General features: G+C 46.2%; 19 protein-coding genes. All 19 read left to right on the top strand.

Annotated features, from left to right (window positions below; translation table 11 throughout):
- Window positions 1–11: 11 nt before the first annotated feature.
- Window positions 12–281 (top strand): flagellar biosynthesis protein FliQ, encoded by a 270-nt coding sequence (fliQ, locus tag ABD744_RS03235; RefSeq protein WP_344795398.1) that lies wholly within the window; start codon window positions 12–14, stop codon window positions 279–281.
- Between the two features lie 10 nt (window positions 282–291).
- Window positions 292–1,068 (top strand): flagellar biosynthetic protein FliR, encoded by a 777-nt coding sequence (gene fliR, locus ABD744_RS03240; protein WP_344795400.1) that lies wholly within the window; start codon window positions 292–294, stop codon window positions 1,066–1,068.
- 42 nt (window positions 1,069–1,110) lie between these two features.
- The gene (flhB, locus tag ABD744_RS03245; RefSeq protein WP_344795402.1) at window positions 1,111–2,244 is read left to right on the top strand and encodes a flagellar biosynthesis protein FlhB; all 1,134 of its coding nucleotides are present in this window, start codon (window positions 1,111–1,113) and stop codon (window positions 2,242–2,244) included.
- A 264-nt stretch (window positions 2,245–2,508) separates the two neighbouring features.
- The gene (gene flhA, locus ABD744_RS03250; protein ID WP_344795404.1) at window positions 2,509–4,644 is read left to right on the top strand and encodes a flagellar biosynthesis protein FlhA; all 2,136 of its coding nucleotides are present in this window, start codon (window positions 2,509–2,511) and stop codon (window positions 4,642–4,644) included.
- Between the two features lie 98 nt (window positions 4,645–4,742).
- On the top strand, window positions 4,743–6,116 hold the full coding sequence (gene flhF / locus ABD744_RS03255) for a flagellar biosynthesis GTPase FlhF (RefSeq protein ID WP_344795406.1): 1,374 nt from the start codon (window positions 4,743–4,745) through the stop codon (window positions 6,114–6,116).
- A 61-nt stretch (window positions 6,117–6,177) separates the two neighbouring features.
- Window positions 6,178–6,996: a MinD/ParA family protein gene (locus ABD744_RS03260; RefSeq protein ID WP_344795408.1), complete on the top strand. Its 819-nt coding sequence runs from the start codon at window positions 6,178–6,180 to the stop codon at window positions 6,994–6,996.
- 54 nt (window positions 6,997–7,050) lie between these two features.
- On the top strand, window positions 7,051–7,794 hold the full coding sequence (locus ABD744_RS03265; RefSeq protein ID WP_425562114.1) for an RNA polymerase sigma factor FliA: 744 nt from the start codon (window positions 7,051–7,053) through the stop codon (window positions 7,792–7,794).
- A 115-nt stretch (window positions 7,795–7,909) separates the two neighbouring features.
- Window positions 7,910–8,287 (top strand): chemotaxis response regulator CheY, encoded by a 378-nt coding sequence (locus tag ABD744_RS03270; RefSeq protein ID WP_425562115.1) that lies wholly within the window; start codon window positions 7,910–7,912, stop codon window positions 8,285–8,287.
- Between the two features lie 32 nt (window positions 8,288–8,319).
- Entirely contained in the window at window positions 8,320–9,102 is a 783-nt protein-coding gene (locus ABD744_RS03275; RefSeq protein WP_344795412.1) for a protein phosphatase CheZ, read from the top strand.
- A gap of 10 nt (window positions 9,103–9,112) precedes the next feature.
- Window positions 9,113–11,374, top strand: a complete 2,262-nt coding sequence (locus ABD744_RS03280; protein WP_344795414.1) for a chemotaxis protein CheA — start codon at window positions 9,113–9,115, stop codon at window positions 11,372–11,374.
- Between the two features lie 21 nt (window positions 11,375–11,395).
- Window positions 11,396–12,571 (top strand): protein-glutamate methylesterase/protein-glutamine glutaminase, encoded by a 1,176-nt coding sequence (locus tag ABD744_RS03285; RefSeq protein ID WP_344795416.1) that lies wholly within the window; start codon window positions 11,396–11,398, stop codon window positions 12,569–12,571.
- Between the two features lie 2 nt (window positions 12,572–12,573).
- Window positions 12,574–13,317, top strand: a complete 744-nt coding sequence (locus ABD744_RS03290; RefSeq protein ID WP_344795418.1) for a flagellar motor protein — start codon at window positions 12,574–12,576, stop codon at window positions 13,315–13,317.
- A 5-nt stretch (window positions 13,318–13,322) separates the two neighbouring features.
- Window positions 13,323–14,114: a flagellar motor protein MotB gene (locus tag ABD744_RS03295; RefSeq protein WP_344795420.1), complete on the top strand. Its 792-nt coding sequence runs from the start codon at window positions 13,323–13,325 to the stop codon at window positions 14,112–14,114.
- Window positions 14,115–14,184: 70 nt separating this feature from the next.
- The gene (locus tag ABD744_RS03300; protein WP_344795422.1) at window positions 14,185–14,961 is read left to right on the top strand and encodes a ParA family protein; all 777 of its coding nucleotides are present in this window, start codon (window positions 14,185–14,187) and stop codon (window positions 14,959–14,961) included.
- A gap of 21 nt (window positions 14,962–14,982) precedes the next feature.
- Window positions 14,983–15,303, top strand: coding sequence for a hypothetical protein (locus ABD744_RS03305; RefSeq protein ID WP_344795424.1), 321 nt, complete (start codon window positions 14,983–14,985; stop codon window positions 15,301–15,303).
- A 35-nt stretch (window positions 15,304–15,338) separates the two neighbouring features.
- The gene (locus ABD744_RS03310) at window positions 15,339–16,457 is read left to right on the top strand and encodes a chemotaxis protein CheW (RefSeq protein WP_344795426.1); all 1,119 of its coding nucleotides are present in this window, start codon (window positions 15,339–15,341) and stop codon (window positions 16,455–16,457) included.
- A gap of 246 nt (window positions 16,458–16,703) precedes the next feature.
- Window positions 16,704–17,183, top strand: a complete 480-nt coding sequence (locus tag ABD744_RS03315) for a chemotaxis protein CheW (protein WP_344795428.1) — start codon at window positions 16,704–16,706, stop codon at window positions 17,181–17,183.
- A 19-nt stretch (window positions 17,184–17,202) separates the two neighbouring features.
- Window positions 17,203–17,415: a hypothetical protein gene (locus ABD744_RS03320; RefSeq protein WP_344795430.1), complete on the top strand. Its 213-nt coding sequence runs from the start codon at window positions 17,203–17,205 to the stop codon at window positions 17,413–17,415.
- Window positions 17,416–17,426: 11 nt separating this feature from the next.
- Window positions 17,427–17,825, top strand: a complete 399-nt coding sequence (locus ABD744_RS03325; RefSeq protein ID WP_344795432.1) for a DUF2802 domain-containing protein — start codon at window positions 17,427–17,429, stop codon at window positions 17,823–17,825.
- Window positions 17,826–17,924: the final 99 nt, after the last annotated feature.

Raw genomic sequence — 17,924 nt, forward strand, 5'->3', positions numbered from 1 at the left:
GGAGAGAAAGCATGACACCTGAAGTGGTAGTGGATATTTTTTCGGAAGCGATTTATCTGATTATGATCATGGTATCGCTGATCATTGCTCCGAGTTTGGTGGTTGGTCTGATTGTGAGTACTTTTCAGGCCGCAACCCAGATTAACGAACAAACGCTGACGTTTTTGCCTCGCTTGATTGTTACTTTGTTCACTCTGATTGTGGGTGGGCCATGGTTAATGAGGGAGTTGATGGACTATACCCAGACTTTGATTACCAACATTCCGTTTGTGATTGGCTAAGGACCGCGCCATGATCGAAGTCAGTACACCTGAAATTACCGCATGGGTTGGCCGATACATGTGGCCCATGTTTCGTATTTCAGGTTTTTTGATGGCTGCCCCTTTCTTTGGCGCTAATTTTGTTCCGACGCGCATACGATTGTTGTTGGCGCTGGTGATCACGATTGTGGTTGCGCCAATCTTACCGCCTGTGCCGAGAATGGACCCGCTGGCGATGGAGCACATTTTACTGATTTTGAACCAGACTTTGATCGGTGTTTGCTTGGGCTTTTTGCTGCAAATTTTTATGCAGCTGTTTGTGATTTCAGGCCAGATCATTGGTATGAAAATGGGACTGGGTTTCGCGATGATGAACGACCCGGCGAACGGGGTCAGTGTGCCTGTGATATCCCAGTTTTATTTGATGATGGTGACGGTCATGTTTCTTGCCAGTAACGGCCATTTGGTGGCCATTGAAATACTGGTGGAGAGTTTTTATACCATCCCCGTAAATGTAAAAGGGCTGGATGTGGAAGACCTGCATCTCATTCCTTTGTGGGGAAGCTGGATGATGGCGGGGGCTTTGTTGATGTCGTTACCTGCCGTAGTCGCGTTAACCATAGTCAATATGGCGTTTGGTGTGATGAGCCGTGCAGCGCCTCAGATGAACGTGTTTGCCTTGGGCTTTCCTGTGGCTTTGATTCTGGGATTGTTTGTTATGTGGGTTACTCAAATTAATATGTTGGCGCTTTATCAGACGTTTGTGGCGGATACGTTGCAGTTTATGCGTTTGCTTGTTAAAGCATAGTATTCAGATGATTTTGCTTCCTGGTTTCAAATAGGGTTTGTTATGGCAGAAGAAGACAGCAGTCAGGAAAAATCAGAAGAGGCCACGCCCAGGCGGATTGAAAAAGCCAGGGAGGAAGGCGATGTTCCCCGGTCGCGGGAACTGAGTACCTTTGCTGTTCTGATGGCAGGAACCGTAGGGCTTTGGATTTTTGGCGGCAATATCACTGAATCGATGATGAATCTAATGAAAGATAATTTTTCGGTTCAGCGTGCAGCGGTTTTTGACACGAACCAGATGGCTATTCACTTGGCCAGTTCAGCGGAAGAGGCTGTGTTGGGGTTGGCTCCGTTGATGGCTCTGTTGTTGTTTGCAGCCATTGCCGGGCCGCTTGGTTTGGGTGGATGGAACTTTGCCAGTAAAGCATTGGCGCCAAAATTAAATCGTATCAGCCCGATCAGTGGTTTCAAGCGTATGTTCTCGATGCGCTCAGTGATCGAACTTATTAAGTCAATTCTTAAAATTTGCCTGGTCGGTGGCCTTGCGGTTTTGATTATGGATTGGATGCAATATGAAATCCTGACATTGCCGATGGAATCGCTGGAGCAATCAATCAAGCATTCGATGGTGATTATCTCGTTAAGTGCCATTGCGTTGTCGTCTGCCACCTTGATCATTGCCATCATTGATGTGCCCTACCAGATTTATGAGCATGCCAAAAAACTCAAAATGAGCATGCAGGAAATCAAGGATGAATTTAAAGAAACGGAAGGTAAGCCAGAAGTTAAACGTAAGATTCGTCAGTTACAAATGGAGATGGCCAACAGCCGAATGATGGGCGATGTGCCGGATGCGGATGTTATCATTACTAACCCGACCCACTATTCGGTGGCGTTGAAATACGACCCTAAAGTGGCGTCTGCGCCGATCATGCTGGCAAAAGGCGCGGATCAAATCGCACTTAAAATTCGTGAGATTGGTAACGAATACGACATTCCAATTCTGGAAGCGCCGCCACTGGCTCGTGCTATTTTTTATAACACGGAAATTGGGGATGAAATTCCAGAAGGGCTGTATGTGGCGATCGCTCAGGTACTGGCTTACATATTCCAGTTGGATCAGTACATGAAGGGCAGAGGGCCGAAACCGAAAGATCTTGGAGATATGCCAATTCCAGACGATTTACAACACGATTAAGTCTAATGCGGAAATTTCTTTGCTGGGAGGAAGTTTTCGCATTTTTGGTTATATGTTCACTGACATAAAACCCTCCTGCCTCAGGTTGCAATTGGCCCATATTGTTTTTTAAACCGAAGTTATTTTAATTATTTTCCGAAATATACCGAAATAGGAACACTTCTTGCGGAAGACCCTTCAGATTAATTAATGCGTCAAAAAAATGTAGTCGACGTTTAAAGGGAGTGGAGCTTAATGAAATTTCCAGCGTTAGGTAGGCCGAGCATGTTAACCAAAGATATGTTTCGTAATGCCGGTAATGTTTTCAGTAATAATATGGGGGTGCCCATACTCTTGCTGACTTTATTGGCAATGATGACCTTGCCAGTCCCTCCATTTATTCTCGATGTGTTGTTTACCTTCAACATTGCCTTGGCTCTGGTGGTTTTATTGGTTGGCGTTTATGCCCTTCGACCATTGGAGTTTGCTGTTTTTCCTACCATTCTTTTGGTCGCTACCTTATTACGTTTAGCATTGAATGTTGCTTCCACCCGAGTGGTGTTGCTTGAAGGTCACCAGGGCGGAGATGCCGCCGGTAAAGTGATTGAAGCGTTCGGTGAAGTGGTTATTGGCGGAAACTATGCAGTTGGTTTGGTGGTGTTTGCCATTTTGATGATCATCAACTTTGTGGTTGTCACCAAAGGTGCTGGTCGTATTTCCGAAGTTAGTGCCCGTTTCACCTTGGACGCGATGCCTGGTAAACAGATGGCAATTGACGCCGACTTGAATGCCGGCCTGATCGATCAGGAGGAAGCCAAAACCCGAAGGGCGGATATTGCTCAGGAAGCGGACTTCTACGGTTCCATGGACGGTGCCAGTAAATTCGTTCGAGGCGATGCGGTTGCGGGTATTTTAATCCTCTTAATAAACTTGATCGGTGGGCTGTCCATCGGTATGGGGCAGCACGATCTTGAGTTTGCTGATGCCGTTGAAAAGTATTCTTTGTTGACCATTGGTGATGGTCTGGTTGCTCAAATACCTTCTTTAATTCTATCGACTGCTGCGGCCATCATGGTGACGCGAGTGAACAGCGCGGAAGAAATGCGCGATCAGGTTGTAGGTCAGATGTTCAGTTCTCCTAAAGCGTTGTCGGTATCAGCGGCGATTTTGATTGCGATGGGGTTGGTGCCGGGTATGCCGCATATGGCGTTTCTTGGCTTAGGTGGTTTGGCCGCAGCCGGTGCTTACTTAATCCATTACCTTAAAAAGAAGAAAGAAGACGTTCAGCAAGAGGGTAAGGCAGGGGAGCTGTTGGATAAAAATGTTCCGAAAGGGCAGGCAGAGGGTCAAGCGGAAGATGTCAAAGATCTGTCTTGGGACGATGTAACACCTGTTGACCCCGTTGGTTTGGAAGTGGGTTATCGATTGATCCCAATGGTGGATAAAAGCCAGGGTGGAATGCTGCTAAACCGAATTAAAGGTGTCCGTAAGAAGCTGTCGCAAGAAGTTGGTTTTCTGATGCCTTCGGTCCATATCCGGGATAACCTGGATCTGCTGCCAAACGTCTATCGTATTTCGTTAATGGGCGTTGTTGTGGGTGAGGCAGAAATTCACCCCGACCGTGATTTGGCCATTAACCCAGGTCAGGTTTTTGGCGAAGTAAACGGTATTGCTGCCAAAGACCCGGCGTTCGGCTTGGATGCTTTTTGGATTGAACCAAGCCTGAAAGATAAGGCGCAAACTTTAGGCTATACCGTGGTTGATGCAAGTACCGTGGTCGCAACGCATCTAAATCAGCTGTTGTTTAAACACGCGGATGAGTTGATTGGTCATGAAGAAGTTCAACAGTTGTTGGACCTTCTGAGTAAGAAGTCGCCAAAACTGTCGGAAGAATTGGTACCAAATACTCTGACGTTGAGTGGTTTGTTGAAGGTTCTGCAAAACCTGCTTTCTGAACAAGTGCCTATTCGTGATATGAGAACGATTGCCGAGGCCATTGTGGAGGCTGCGGCGCGTTCTAAAGACCCTGATTCATTAACGGAAGCGGTTCGGTTGGCGCTTTCCCGAATGATTGTTCAAAACATAATCGGTTCTGAGGATGAGTTACCTGTTATTACATTAGAACCGAGTCTTGAAAACATTTTGTTACAGTCTGTACAACAAGCGAAACAGGCGGGGCAGGTTGGCGGTGATAATATTGTGTTAGAACCCTCTCTTGCAGAACGTTTGCAATCTTCCGTAAGTGAAGCTGCGCAACGTCAGGAACTGGCAGGAAAATCAGCGGTATTGCTGGTGTCTCCGGCCATACGAAATGCGGTGGCAAAGTTTGTGAAAAATGCGTCCGAGACATTGGCCGTCTTATCTTACAACGAAGTCCCCGATAATAAGCAGATTACGATCGTCGCTGCAGTAGGAAGTTAACGTTAATGAATGAACTGGCATCAATTTCGCATTTATAAAATTAACGTCAATTTATTGCTGAAAACATTTCAGGCAGAATTTGTAAGAGTGGCTAAGCTATGAAAGCTAAAAAGTTTTTTGCTCCAACAATGCAACAAGCATTAAAAAAAGTATCAGAACAAATGGGCCCTGATGCGGTAGTTTTGGCAAATCGCAAAGTGCAAGGCGGGGTGGAAGTTATTACTGCGCTGGATTATGACCCAAGACACGATGGGAAAGTGGATTTTGATTACTTTGATAAAGCGGACGCCTCTCTTGGAAAAAATAAATACGTGAACCCGGATTTAGAAGCCGCGCTGAACAACGCATCGAATGCGGTTTCCAGAAATCAGTGGGGCGGTGTTTCCGATGAGTTGGTCGGCTTGAATGAGCGGCTAGAAAATTCCTCATTGGAGTCTGCAGGTAAAAGATCTGGAGAACAGCCGTTTAAAAAGAAAGCCTCTATTTTAAGATCCAAATTCAGTAAGCCAGCTTCAAGTGCACGTCCAAGTGAAGATTTAAGTTCTATGAAGCAGGAGCTTCAGGGGTTGAAGCAGCTGTTGAGACAACAGCTTGAAGACCGGGAGATGGCGGATTATGCCAACTATCATCCATTGCACGCGGCAGCCTTAAAGCGTCTGAATCAAATGGGCATCAGCAACGGTGTCGCTCGCTCCATTGTTGATCGCATTACCGAAATGCACGATGAACAGGGTATTTGGCGAGAAGCGTTAACTTTGTTGGCGGATGACCTTCCTATTGCTAAGAGTGACTTATTGGAGCGTGGAGGGGTATACGCATTTTTTGGTCCGTCTGGCTCTGGTAAGACAACAACCATGGCTAAGTTAACCGCTAAATTTGCATTGAAGCACGGAAGTGAAGGGGTTGTGCTAATCTCTACTGACAGTCAACGAATTGGCGCTCATGATCAAATGCGGACTTTGGGACGGATTTTGAATGTTCCTGTTCGCGTGGTGGATAAAAAGCATTCTCTTGAGCAGCTTTTGAATACAGTCAGAAATAAGTCGTTGGTCATTATTGATACGCCGGGGGTTGATCCTTCGACATCTTCAATACATCAACAGCTTCGAATGGTTAAGCAGAACTCAAGTAATTTTAAGGCTTTTTTGACCTTACCATGCACATTACATAAGTCTGTTGTTACGAAAGTACTTGATACATATCAAGACTTTAGCTTGAATGGTTGTATTCTAAGTAAAATCGATGAAGCGGGTTCATTGGGTGAAATCATTGATGTTCTGATTGAGCGGGTCATGCCAGTGGCTTATGTGACTAACGGCGCAAGAATTCCTGATGACATTGAAAATGCCAACGCCGGTAATTTAGTCAGTAAAGCCGTTTATATGTATCAGCAGCTTAATGGTGGAGTTTCTGCTTTTGCGGATGAGTTAAAACAGGCAGAACAAGCATTTTCAAAAAGAATAGCGAGTTAATAAAAAGCATAAATTCAAATTTTTCTTTATGCTGATTTAGAAGAGTGCCACAGGAGTAGGTATGAGTAGTAGTCCAGTACAAGTAATTGCTGTCACAGGAGGAAAAGGCGGCGTTGGCAAGAGCAACGTTGCTTTAAACCTAGGGATTGCTTTGTGCGAAAAGGGGCGTCGGACGGTCTTGCTGGACGCGGATTTAGGATTGGCCAATATCGATATTCTGTTGGGGATTTCTTCCACTAAAACGCTTGAGCATGTTTTAAGCGGTGAATGCACTCTTTCAGAAATTATGGTGCCAGGGCCGATGGGGCTGAAAATAGTTCCCGCCTCCTCGGGAACGAAGCACATGGTGAATCTTTCTTCACAGCAGCACGCCGGACTTATTCATGCGTTCAGTGAAGTGTCGCATCAAATGGACGTACTGATCGTGGATACCGCAGCGGGTATCGCGGATGATGTGATCAGTTTTGTTCGTGCTTCCAATGAAGTGCTGGTGGTAGTAACGGACGAACCGACCTCTATCACAGATGCGTATGCACTCATCAAACTTTTAAACCGGGACTACGGTATGTATCGTTTCCGGGTTGTAGCAAATATGGTTAAAACGCAACAAGATGGGCGTAATTTGTTTGCTAAACTCACTAAGGTAACTGACAGGTTTTTAGATGTCGCACTGCAATATGTAGGGTCGGTGCCTTTTGATGAACAGGTAAAGAAATCGGTACAAAGACAAAAAGCGGTGCTGGAGGCTTATCCAAGATCCAAGGCTTCCATCGCGATCAGAGCTCTGGCGCAAAAGGCAGATGCCTGGCCGTTACCGACGTCGTCGAAAGGTCATTTGGAGTTTTTTGCAGAGCAATTAGTTCAATATAACGTAGGTTAGTTGTGTTGAAAGTTAATATTCAGAGTCAGACTGAAAGAAATGTAGGGTGTTGCTATGGCTGCAGTTAGTGGGGTTGTTATGTATTCGGAGACTGATCCTAAAGGGGCTCACAACCTTGTTCAGAAGTATGCCGGCCTGGTAAAGAAAATTGCGACTCATCTAATGGGGCGCTTGCCGCCAAGTGTTCAGCTGGACGATTTGATTCAGTCTGGGATGATTGGTTTGCTGGAGGCGGCTAAAAAGTACGATGCTTCCAAAGGTGCCAGCTTTGAAACATATGCGGGTATTCGAATTCGGGGTGCTATGCTGGATGAGATACGCCGTGGTGATTGGGCACCAAGGTCGGTGCACAGAAACGGCCGAAGAGTGATGGACGCCATCAAACAGGTGGAAGGCCAGACGGGCCGAGATGCGCAAGATAATGAAGTTGCTAAAGAATTAGGTGTGTCAGTCGATGAATACCATAGTTATCTCCAGGATTCGGTCGGCAGTAAGCTATTTAGCTTCGAAGAATTGATTGCAGAAGGTGAGTATCAGAAAGATGACTTTCATGGTACAACACCGGGACCTTTTGATGACGTTGCCAAGCAAAGATTTCGCAGAAAGCTTACAGAGGCGATTACGCGCTTGCCGGAACGTGAACGGTTAACGTTGGCTCTTTATTATAATGAAGAGCTAAACTTAAAAGAGATAGGTGAGATATTGGGAGTGAGTGAGTCTCGAGTAAGTCAGATTCACAGCCAGGCTGCGCATAGATTGAAAGCACGATTGTTGGAGTGGAATGACGAAAGTGCTTAAAAACTGCATAATTACTGGATAGTCTAAATCTAATGACTACACTTACTTTACAACCATATTCGAATGGAAATTCTATTTTCCATCAAGGTCTTGGGAGGTTATCTTGGACAAGAATATGAAAATTCTGATAGTTGACGATTTTTCAACTATGAGACGAATCATTAAGAATTTACTAAAAGACTTGGGGTTCACAAATACCCATGAAGCGGATGACGGCAGTACGGGATTACCTATGCTTAAAACGGGTGATTTTGACTTCCTGATTACTGACTGGAACATGCCAGGCATGACGGGCATTGACTTGTTACGCGCTGTACGTGCAGACGAAGCCTTGGCTCATACGCCAGTGCTTATGGTTACCGCCGAAGCGAAACGCGAGCAGATTGTTGCTGCTGCGCAAGCGGGTGTGAATGGCTATGTTGTAAAACCGTTTACCGCTCAGGCACTCAAAGAAAAGATCGAAAAGATCTTTGAGCGTGTGGATGCAAGTTAACCTTTAGTGACCGTTCTCGAAAGGGGAACCAAATGGCTGATAGTAAATCGGGCGGTCACCTGGAAGATATTCAGGATTCGATCCGAGAACATACAAAGTCGCTTGTAGATGCAGTGGAAGCTGGAGATTTTACAAGTGCTATTCAACATGTACAAAACCTATCTGATGTAAGGGATCAAAGTTTATATCGTGAAATTGGCCGTTTAACGCGGGGATTACACGACTCGATCAAGAACTTTGAGATCGATATATCCAGCAGTGAACAAGAAACCGATGAATCTAAAATGGCAGATGCGTCGGATCGTCTTGGTTACGTGATCCAATCAACCAACAACGCAGCAAACAAGACAATGGATCTTGTGGAGGAAACCATTCCTGTTGTGGATGACTTAAAAGCGGAAGCGGCTGAGTTATCGGTTGAGTGGGGGAAGTTACTAAGAAGAGAACTGGAAGTCTCCGATTTCCGGCAACTTTATAAAAAAATAGATGTGTTCCTGAAAAAGGTGGATGGCTCCGGTTCTACGATGTCCTCCAACCTCTCTAACATTCTATTGGCGCAAGACTACCAAGATTTAACCGGTCAGGTAATCCAAAAGGTTATCAAGCTGGTTAAAGGGGTCGAAACGGATCTTGTTGAGCTTGTTAAAATGGCCGGTTTGGTTGAACGAATTACCGGCATTGAAAAAACTCAAGAAGTTACCGAGGCGGCCGATGAACTGTTAGCAGAGGGTCCTATAGTCGACGCTGAAGAACGCGAGAATGTAGTGACCAGTCAGGATGAGGTGGATGACTTGTTGTCCAGCCTTGGATTCTAAGGAGTCATGAATGAGTTTCGAGGCCGATGAAGAAATCCTCCAGGATTTCCTGGTAGAGTCAGGGGAAATTTTGGAGCTGCTTCAAGAGCAGTTGGTCGAACTGGAGCAAAAGCCGGACGACATGGATTTATTAAACGCCATTTTCCGTGGTTTTCACACGGTAAAAGGCGGCGCAGGTTTTTTACAGTTAACTAATTTAGTTGATTGTTGCCATGTTGCAGAAAACGTCTTTGATATTTTACGAAATGGTCAAAGATCAGTAGATTCCGAGCTAATGGACGTTGTATTACAAGCGCTTGATGCTGTAAATGAAATGTTCTCCTGTGTTCGTAATGGTGAAGAATTGCCTGCAGCTGATCCGCAACTACTCGCAAGCCTCGAACAACTCGCCAGACCTGAAAGTGCCGATGAGGCAGCGCCAGCTGCTGAACCGGTGGCGGACAACTCCGCTGGAGATCAGGCTGACGCCGAATTTGATCAGATGGTGGCATCTGCTGATTCAGGATCTGAATCTTCTAATGTTGAACTGTTTGATACTGATACACCCGCTGCACCTGCCAGTGCCGCTGGCGGTGATGAGATCACCGAAGAAGAATTTGAAGCGTTATTGAATGAATTACACGGTGAAGGGGGCTCCCCTACGGGTGGGGCTTCTGCACCGGCACCTTCTCCTGCTGTCAGTACGCCTGCTCCGGCAGCCAGTGCGGCAGGGGGTGAAGAAATTTCCGAAGATGAATTTGATGCATTATTGGATCAATTACACGGTGCAGGCAAAGGACCAGGGGTAGGTAAAGCACCTGCTCCAGAGCCCGCGCCTGCTGCACCTGCAGCGTCAGGTAATAGCGATGTAATTTCTGATGATGAATTCGAAAACCTGTTAGATGAACTGCATGGGGCAGGTAAAGGGCCTACTGTAGTTGCTGAAACAGGTACTTCGAATCCTGCGCCTGAGCCATCGGCTGTCGCACCTAAGAAAGAGGCTGCGCCGGCAGCGAACCCAACACCAACGCCTCCAGCGGCTGCTAAACCCGCGCCTGCGCCAGCTAAATCTGCGCCGCCTAAGCCGCCTGCGAAAGACTCGGCACCTACAGAAACAACCGTTCGAGTTGATACAAAGCGCCTTGATGACATCATGAACATGGTTGGCGAACTGGTATTAGTTCGTAACCGTTTGGTTCGTTTGGGGATGGCGAGCTCAGACGAAGATGTTTCCAAAGCCGTGTCGAATCTTGACGTGGTAACTGCGGATCTTCAAACGTCTGTTATGAAAACCCGAATGCAACCGATTAAGAAAGTTTTCGGGCGTTTTCCACGAGTTGTACGAGATCTTGCAAGAACACTGAAAAAAGAAGTGAATCTTGAGTTGGTGGGTGAAGAAACCGACTTGGATAAGAACTTGGTGGAGGCGTTGGCCGATCCACTGGTTCACTTGGTTCGAAATGCGGTGGATCATGGTGTTGAAACACCGGAAGTTCGTGAAGAAAATAAGAAAGCGCGTACCGGTAAGGTTGTGCTGTCTGCTGAGCAAGAGGGCGATCATATCTTGCTGAGTATTCAGGATGACGGCGGTGGTATGAACCCTGACGTATTGCGTCAAAAAGCGGTAGAAAAAGGGGTATATGATCAGGATGCTGCGGATCGTCTCAGCGATAAAGAAGCATTCAACCTGATTTTTCACCCTGGCTTTTCGACCAAAGAAGTGATTTCGGATGTGTCCGGTCGTGGTGTCGGCATGGATGTTGTGAAAACCAAAATTTCACAGCTGAACGGCACCATTGATGTGGATTCTGAGATTAATAAGGGGACAAGAATATCCATCAAAGTGCCTCTGACTTTGGCCATCATGCCGACCTTGATGGTGATGCTGGATAGTCAGGCCTTTGCTTTCCCGTTGGTCAGTGTGAATGAGATTTTCCATTTGGATATTTCGCAGACCAACGTGGTAGATGGTCAGGAAGTGATTGTCGTTCGTGAAAAAGTTTATCCCTTGTTTCACCTGAAACGATGGTTAGTGAAAAAGACCCTATCCGATGACGAAGAAAGCTCTGCTCATGTTGTCATCGTTTCAGTTGGCACTCAGCGCGTTGGTTTCGTAGTGGATCAGTTGATCGGCCAAGAAGAGGTAGTCATTAAACCACTTGGAAAAATGCTCCACGGAACGCCTGGTATGTCTGGTGCTACAATCACCGGAGATGGTCGTATTGCGTTGATTCTTGATGTGCCTAGTATGCTTAACAATTATGCTTCGAAGGCCATGAATAATTATAATTAACCTTGAGTTTTTGGAGTACTAATGACGGTTAAAGTGCTTGTTGTAGATGATTCAGGCTTTTTCAGACGTCGTATCAGCGACATACTAAATGCAGCCAGAAACATAGAAGTTGTTGGTACTGGGTCGAATGGCGCTGAGGCAGTTGAGCTGGTTAAAAAGTTGAAGCCAGACGTTGTTACCATGGACTTTGAAATGCCCGTCATGGATGGTATTACTGCGGTTCGCAACATCATGGCCACTCACCCCACGCCTGTTATTATGTGCTCGTCGCTTACGTTTGATGGTGCTCGGGTGACACTGGATGCGCTGGAAGCGGGGGCGGTGGATTTTCTGCCGAAAAACTTTGAAGATATTTCCAAAGATCCGGGCAAAGTACAAAAACTGCTGGCGGAAAAAATTCGTGAAGTAGCGGGCTCAAAAAGCTCAAATAGCTTATTGCAGTTTAAGTCGACGGGCGATAAAAAAGCCGATATGAAAGCTAAGCGAGAGGCCATTCGCGAAGCACTTAAATCGTCCACTCATAAAGAGCAGCCCGAAATGACGGCTTCGAGGCCTAAGCCCGCAGTGGAGCCACAAGTTCAGCCGAAACCGGCAGCTTCGGCGAGGCCAGGCCGTTCAATAAGATCTCAGGATGTGAAGTTGGTTGCTATCGGCACATCGACCGGTGGCCCTGTTGCACTTCAGAAAATACTGACGGCTTTGCCGGCTAATTTCTCCAAACCGATTGTCTTGGTTCAGCATATGCCTGCTAACTTTACGGCTGCGTTTGCTGAGCGACTGAATCAAATTTGTAAGATTAAAGTCAAACAGGCTGAAGAAGGTGATACCTTGCAACCAGGCGTTGCTCTTTTGGCTCCTGGCGGCAAACAGATGATGATTGACCGTCGTAATGGAGGTTCTATCCGTATCATAGAGAGTGATCAGCGCTTGAATTATAAGCCTTGTGTTGATGTTACTTTTGGTTCTGCTGCGAATGTATTTAATAGCGGTGTATTGGGGATCGTATTAACGGGGATGGGCGCCGACGGAAAAGATGGTTCCGCGCTTCTCAAAAAGAATGGCAGTGCTGTTTGGGCGCAAGATAAAGAAAGTTGTGTTATTTATGGAATGCCGATGTCGGTGATTAACGCGAATCTTGCTGATGAAATTCTTAACTTGGATCAGATCTCGCGAAAGTTGATTGATGAGGTTTCATAAACATGGATGTACTCAGCCTGATCGGGCTTATTCTCGGTATAGGCGCAATTCTATTTGGTAATTTTCTGGATGGTGGCCATATTTCCATGCTTGGAAATGTGGCGGCTTTTATCATCGTGATCGGAGGCACTCTGGGGGCGATGCTCCTTCAGACAACCCCTCAAGCTTTCAAGCACTCAATGTCACTCACTAAATGGATTTTTATTCCTCCGTTGTTTGATTTTGAGCGCGGTATTGAGCAAATCATGTTTTGGAGTACCACCGCCAGAAAAGAAGGCCTTTTGGGGCTGGAAGGTATGGCTGAAGCCGAAGCGGACCCGTTTGCACGGAAAGGCTTGCAGTTGTTAGTCGATGGTGCCGAGCCAGACAGTATTCGCCACACGATGGAAATGGTGATTGATTTAGAAGAACACCGTGACATGAGTGCAGGATTATTCTGGGAAGGCTTAGGGGGCTATGCTCCGACCATCGGGATTATTGGTGCTGTACTGGGGTTGATTCATGTGATGACCAATTTGGGTGAACCTGAGTTATTAGGGCAGGGCATAGCAACGGCCTTCGTAGCCACCATTTACGGTGTGGGCTCTGCGAACTTGTTGTTTCTTCCGATTGGAGGAAAGATTAAGAGTGTGGTTATGACCCAAACAGAATACAAACAAATGATTGTTGAAGGCTTAGTGGGTATCTCTGAGGGTGAAAACCCCAAAGCTATTGCTTCTCGTTTAAATAGCTTCATCGAAGAGTAAACCTTATGGCAAGAAAACGAGTAAAAATCAAAGGCCCCAGTCATGAGCGGTGGCTGATTTCATACGCCGACTTCATGACGTTGATGTTTGCTCTGTTTGTTGTTTTGTATGGTATTTCCTCCGTCAATGAAGGTAAGTATAAAATCCTGGCATCCAGCCTGATCGGTGTGTTTAAGGCACCTCCAACGTCCAGTGACCCGATTCAGATTGGTGATGTTGCCCGTCAGTTGCCGATTACCGAGAAGCGGGTAATTATTAAACCGAGTGACATTGCCACGCAGGAAACCTCGGACTCACTGAAAGAAGAAGTGAGTATGAAAAAGATTAAGGATCAGTTGGCGGAAGGCTTTGAAGGGCTGTTAAAGCAAGGCGTTATGTCTTTAGAGGGGAGTGAAGACTGGCTTCAGATTACCTTGGGGTCAGAAGTGCTATTCTCTAAGGGAAGTTCAAGTCCTACCAGAGCGGCAGAAAATATCATCGCGGACGTTGCTATGGTACTGGGAAATTATAACAACCCGATTCAGATTGAAGGCCATACGGATAATGTCCCGATTTTTAACAAAGAATTTCGCAGTAACTGGGAGTTATCTGCTGCGAGAGCGGCAAGTGTTGTCCGGCAACTACAGGACGAAGGCTTAGATCCAAAGCGGTTAGCGGCAGTGGGTTATGGAGAATTCCAACCGTTGTACGATAACCGGGGAGCAGACAGAGAGAAGAACAGGCGTGTGGTGCTCCTGATATCCCGATCTGCGTTGACTCGAGAAGCGTTAAATAATGTTCGTAGTCAACAGCCTTAGTAGCGACTGGCTTTTGGCATAAGGCTTGCTTTACTCTCCTGAGACTGATTAATTATAGGTGGAGTCTGCAATGCGAGTTTGGGCGGTTGCAAATCAAAAAGGCGGTGTGGGTAAGACGACCACCGCTGTGAGTTTAGCTGGATTATTAGCAGACCAGGGAAAGCGTGTTTTACTTGTTGATCTGGACCCTCATGGGTCGATGACAAGTTATTTTGGATACGACCCCGACAGTCTTGAGCATTCTTGTTTTGACCTTTTTCAAGCGCCTGGGGCTATACCACCGGAGCTGCCTAGCCAACTGTTGCTAGATACCAGTCATGATCATCTTCAGTTATTACCTTCTTCAACCGCATTGGCGACGCTTGAGCGCAGTATGGTGGGTAAAGATGGCATGGGGTTAGTGATTTCCCGATCTTTGGCGACACTGTGGGACGATTTTGATTACGCTGTTATTGATAGTCCGCCGATTCTTGGGGTATTGATGATTAATGCCCTGGCGGCCTGCTCCCGTTTAATGATTCCGGTTCAGTGTGAGTTTCTGGCTTTGAAAGGCTTGGAGAGAATGGTGCACACCTTAAATATGGTCACCCGATCGCGTCCTACGCCTTTGCCATATCATATTGTACCGACCATGTTTGATCGAAGAACGAATGCTTCCTTGCAAAGTGTCAAAGAAATGCGAGTGACTTATCCGGATCATATTTGGGAATATACGATCCCAGTCGATACTCAATTCAGAGATGCATCTAAAGCTGGCTTAATTCCGAGCCGATATGACTCTGAAGGGCGTGGGATTCGAGGCTACGCAAAATTGCTGAAACATTTACTATCTTCTGAAGCTAGCTGATACTTAATATAAGGTTGTTTTATGGTTCCTACACAGCAGGATGTGGTTGCTGACTATCTTTGCTCCATGTTGGGTGGCGAAGGCATGTTGCTGGATGAGACCGCCGAAACACATGGGAACATTACTGAAGAAATTCAGGGCAACTTGCAGGAAATAGGTTATCAGGTCGCTGATGATCGGCAGCTGATGAACCTGATCAACTTGGCAATTACGCCAATGAGTGAGTTAAGTCGCGGTCAGAAGAGTCTGGTTATGATTGATTTGTTGATGTTGCTTAGGACGATGCCTGAGTCGAAATTAAAGCGTTTGATGCAAATGCAGTTTGAGCAGGTTGCAGGTTAAAGTAACGGTATGTTGGATTTATTAGGTTTGCAGTTATGAGTGACGATCAAAAGTCATCAAAAACCAAAGTTAAATCAGCGCCTGTCAAACCGATGGCTGCGTTGCAGGGCTATCTCGATGATATGCTCTCAGTCGCTACTGCATTTGAAGAAGCGCCGACGGCATTGAAGCCCGAGCCGGTCACTGAGCCTGTGGTTGAAACAAAGGTTGAAGTAAAGACAGAGCCTGAACCTAACATTGAAGTAACAACCGAACACAAGGCCGAATTAAAAACAGAAGTAAAGCCCAAGGTAACTACCAAACAGGCAACATCAACAGCCATTGACGTTCCGGTCTCTAAGCCTGTTCAAACCAATGTGTCTGCGCAACCGAAACCCCCCGAACCAAAAAAAGTATCCGCACTTAAAATCGCCTCTCAAGAACAAGTGGTTGCAGAGCCTTTGGTGGTGTCAGTGGCAGAAGTTCCCGACCCGGTTTCTCCTCCGCCGGTTGTGACTAAACCAGAAATTGCCAAGTCAGAAACTGTACGCTCAGAGCCAGAACCTGCTAAGCCTGTCACTGTTAAGCCCGTTGAGTCCCGATCTGTTGAAGAAAAAACAGCAGAGGCCAAATCCGTTACTCAAACGGTTAGCCATACAGCGAGCCAGACCCCTGCGGCCTTCGATCCGGTTGAAAAGCGCAAACCTTACCCGGATTGGGCAGCAGCAGGGTTTGAGTGTTTGTTGTTTTATGTGGGCGGCATTAAATTGGCGGTGCCTTTGGTGTTGCTGGGTGGCATACACCGGATTGACACGGACTTAACCCCACTGTTCGGGCAGCCGGATTGGTTTTTGGGGTTGTACCCAAGAACGACAATGGACGGTCAGCAGAACATTCGGGTGGTGCATACCAGTCGTTGGGTTATGCCAGAGAAAGTTACGGAAGACATTGACCCGGTAAATCATTATGTCATTTCATTAGACGACAGCGAGTGGGGATTATTGAGCCATCAGTTGTCTGATTCTATTCGGCTCATGCCTGATCAGGTGAAGTGGCGGACGTCGACCGGTAAGCGTCCATGGCTGGCCGGGACAGTGATTGATCATATGTGTGCCATCCTCGATGTAACCAACCTGATCGACATGCTCCAAAAGAACTCAAAACGAATTAAGTGATTTGTTTTTCTCTCGTTCAATAATTCATCTCTGTTTTATCTCACTTTGGCACGTTAGGTGCTTCTTGTAGTCTGTACATCAATATTTTGACGTCGTTTCGGGTTTATAACGGACAAATGGCGGTTTTTGCTAAGGAAATTTTTCTCGCAGCCGACAAAGAATTCAGTAAACTGCTCTAAACTGAATGTAAGTGTGTAAGACGTTATGATCTTACGGGTTATTAATATTGGTGTTACGAGGTAGAAGATGGCAGCGCATTCATCTCAGGCTGGCGAAGATCCTATTCTGCAATGGGTTACATTTCGATTAGACGATGAAACCTATGGCATTAATGTAATGCAAGTTCGTGAAGTATTACGTTATACGGAGATTGCGCCAGTTCCGGGGGCTCCACCATATGTTTTGGGAATCATTAATTTACGTGGCAGTGTTGTCACTGTTATTGATACCCGTACACGGTTTGGATTGACCTCAGCGGACACAACGGATAATACCCGTATTGTGATCATTGAAGTTGAAAACCAGGTTGTCGGTATTTTGGTTGATGCAGTGGCAGAAGTGGTTTATCTGCGTCAATCCGAGATTGAAACTGCTCCGAATGTGGGTACTGAAGAAAGTGCCAAATTCATTCAGGGTGTGTGTCACAAGAACAATGAATTATTGATTCTTGTGGATCTTGAAAAACTGATGACTGAAGAAGAGTGGGCCGAAATGTCAGCTCTTTAGTGAACATCGGGTGGATGACATGTTGCCTCCAAGCATTGGGAAAGTGGATGGATTGACCCCAGTACCCAGGGTGAGAAAAATTCGTAAGTACCAGGATGAAAATAAGGAAGATACTGAATACTCAGAGCAAGACTCAACGTTAAACGAGGACTTGCCTGACCGTGCAGAAGAAGACGAAAAACCGTCGGATTCGGAAGACGATCAGTATCCCCATATTGATGACTATGTATAACTGGAGGGGTTATGGAATTCACTTGGATGGTAAGTTTTGGTCTGGTTACAGCGGCAAGCCTGATTGCGGTTGTTGTGTCGTTTATGTGCTATAAAAAAAGTGAGCTGGCTCGGCAGAGTATGTCTGAAGAGTTGTCTGTGGTGTTACGCGAGTTCAGCGCTTTTAGAAGCAGCAGTATCGGTGTCGGTAAAAAAGTCATGGGCATTGAGAAAGAGCTGGCTGAGACCGTAGAAAAGCAGCAAGACCTCGAATTCCAGGACCCAAATGCCTTACCGTATAACCAGGCTTCTCGTTTGATACAGATGGGTGCCGATGCTGAAGATATTGTTAACAGCTGTGGTTTATCCAGCGCAGAAGCTGAGTTGTTGATGCTGGTTAATCGTCAGCCATTAGGGGCTTCCGCGCATTAAAAGCAAAGGTTTAATGGCACGATTGCAAACGTTCTGTTTGGGGTAGGCCTAAGTCATAAATGCAGGTCATACATTCAGGCTGTAAGTGTAAGTTATAAG

The organism is Litoribacillus peritrichatus (assembly GCF_039537985.1).
GTDB classification, from domain to species: Bacteria; Pseudomonadota; Gammaproteobacteria; order Pseudomonadales; family Litoribrevibacteraceae; genus Litoribacillus; species Litoribacillus peritrichatus.

What these genes read in the sequence shown, in the direction of transcription:
- ABD744_RS03310 (WP_344795426.1), top strand. Translation starts at nt 15,339, where the DNA reads ATGAGTGACGATCAAAAGTCATCAAAAACCAAAGTTAAATCAGCGCCT.
- fliQ (WP_344795398.1), top strand. Translation starts at nt 12, where the DNA reads ATGACACCTGAAGTGGTAGTGGATATTTTTTCGGAAGCGATTTATCTG.
- ABD744_RS03320 (WP_344795430.1), top strand. Translation starts at nt 17,203, where the DNA reads ATGTTGCCTCCAAGCATTGGGAAAGTGGATGGATTGACCCCAGTACCC.
- ABD744_RS03265 (WP_425562114.1), top strand. Translation starts at nt 7,051, where the DNA reads ATGGCTGCAGTTAGTGGGGTTGTTATGTATTCGGAGACTGATCCTAAA.
- ABD744_RS03285 (WP_344795416.1), top strand. Translation starts at nt 11,396, where the DNA reads ATGACGGTTAAAGTGCTTGTTGTAGATGATTCAGGCTTTTTCAGACGT.
- ABD744_RS03260 (WP_344795408.1), top strand. Translation starts at nt 6,178, where the DNA reads ATGAGTAGTAGTCCAGTACAAGTAATTGCTGTCACAGGAGGAAAAGGC.
- ABD744_RS03325 (WP_344795432.1), top strand. Translation starts at nt 17,427, where the DNA reads ATGGAATTCACTTGGATGGTAAGTTTTGGTCTGGTTACAGCGGCAAGC.
- ABD744_RS03300 (WP_344795422.1), top strand. Translation starts at nt 14,185, where the DNA reads ATGCGAGTTTGGGCGGTTGCAAATCAAAAAGGCGGTGTGGGTAAGACG.
- fliR (WP_344795400.1), top strand. Translation starts at nt 292, where the DNA reads ATGATCGAAGTCAGTACACCTGAAATTACCGCATGGGTTGGCCGATAC.
- ABD744_RS03290 (WP_344795418.1), top strand. Translation starts at nt 12,574, where the DNA reads ATGGATGTACTCAGCCTGATCGGGCTTATTCTCGGTATAGGCGCAATT.
- ABD744_RS03295 (WP_344795420.1), top strand. Translation starts at nt 13,323, where the DNA reads ATGGCAAGAAAACGAGTAAAAATCAAAGGCCCCAGTCATGAGCGGTGG.
- flhF (WP_344795406.1), top strand. Translation starts at nt 4,743, where the DNA reads ATGAAAGCTAAAAAGTTTTTTGCTCCAACAATGCAACAAGCATTAAAA.
- ABD744_RS03315 (WP_344795428.1), top strand. Translation starts at nt 16,704, where the DNA reads ATGGCAGCGCATTCATCTCAGGCTGGCGAAGATCCTATTCTGCAATGG.
- ABD744_RS03270 (WP_425562115.1), top strand. Translation starts at nt 7,910, where the DNA reads ATGAAAATTCTGATAGTTGACGATTTTTCAACTATGAGACGAATCATT.
- ABD744_RS03280 (WP_344795414.1), top strand. Translation starts at nt 9,113, where the DNA reads ATGAGTTTCGAGGCCGATGAAGAAATCCTCCAGGATTTCCTGGTAGAG.
- flhB (WP_344795402.1), top strand. Translation starts at nt 1,111, where the DNA reads ATGGCAGAAGAAGACAGCAGTCAGGAAAAATCAGAAGAGGCCACGCCC.
- ABD744_RS03275 (WP_344795412.1), top strand. Translation starts at nt 8,320, where the DNA reads ATGGCTGATAGTAAATCGGGCGGTCACCTGGAAGATATTCAGGATTCG.
- flhA (WP_344795404.1), top strand. Translation starts at nt 2,509, where the DNA reads ATGTTAACCAAAGATATGTTTCGTAATGCCGGTAATGTTTTCAGTAAT.
- ABD744_RS03305 (WP_344795424.1), top strand. Translation starts at nt 14,983, where the DNA reads ATGGTTCCTACACAGCAGGATGTGGTTGCTGACTATCTTTGCTCCATG.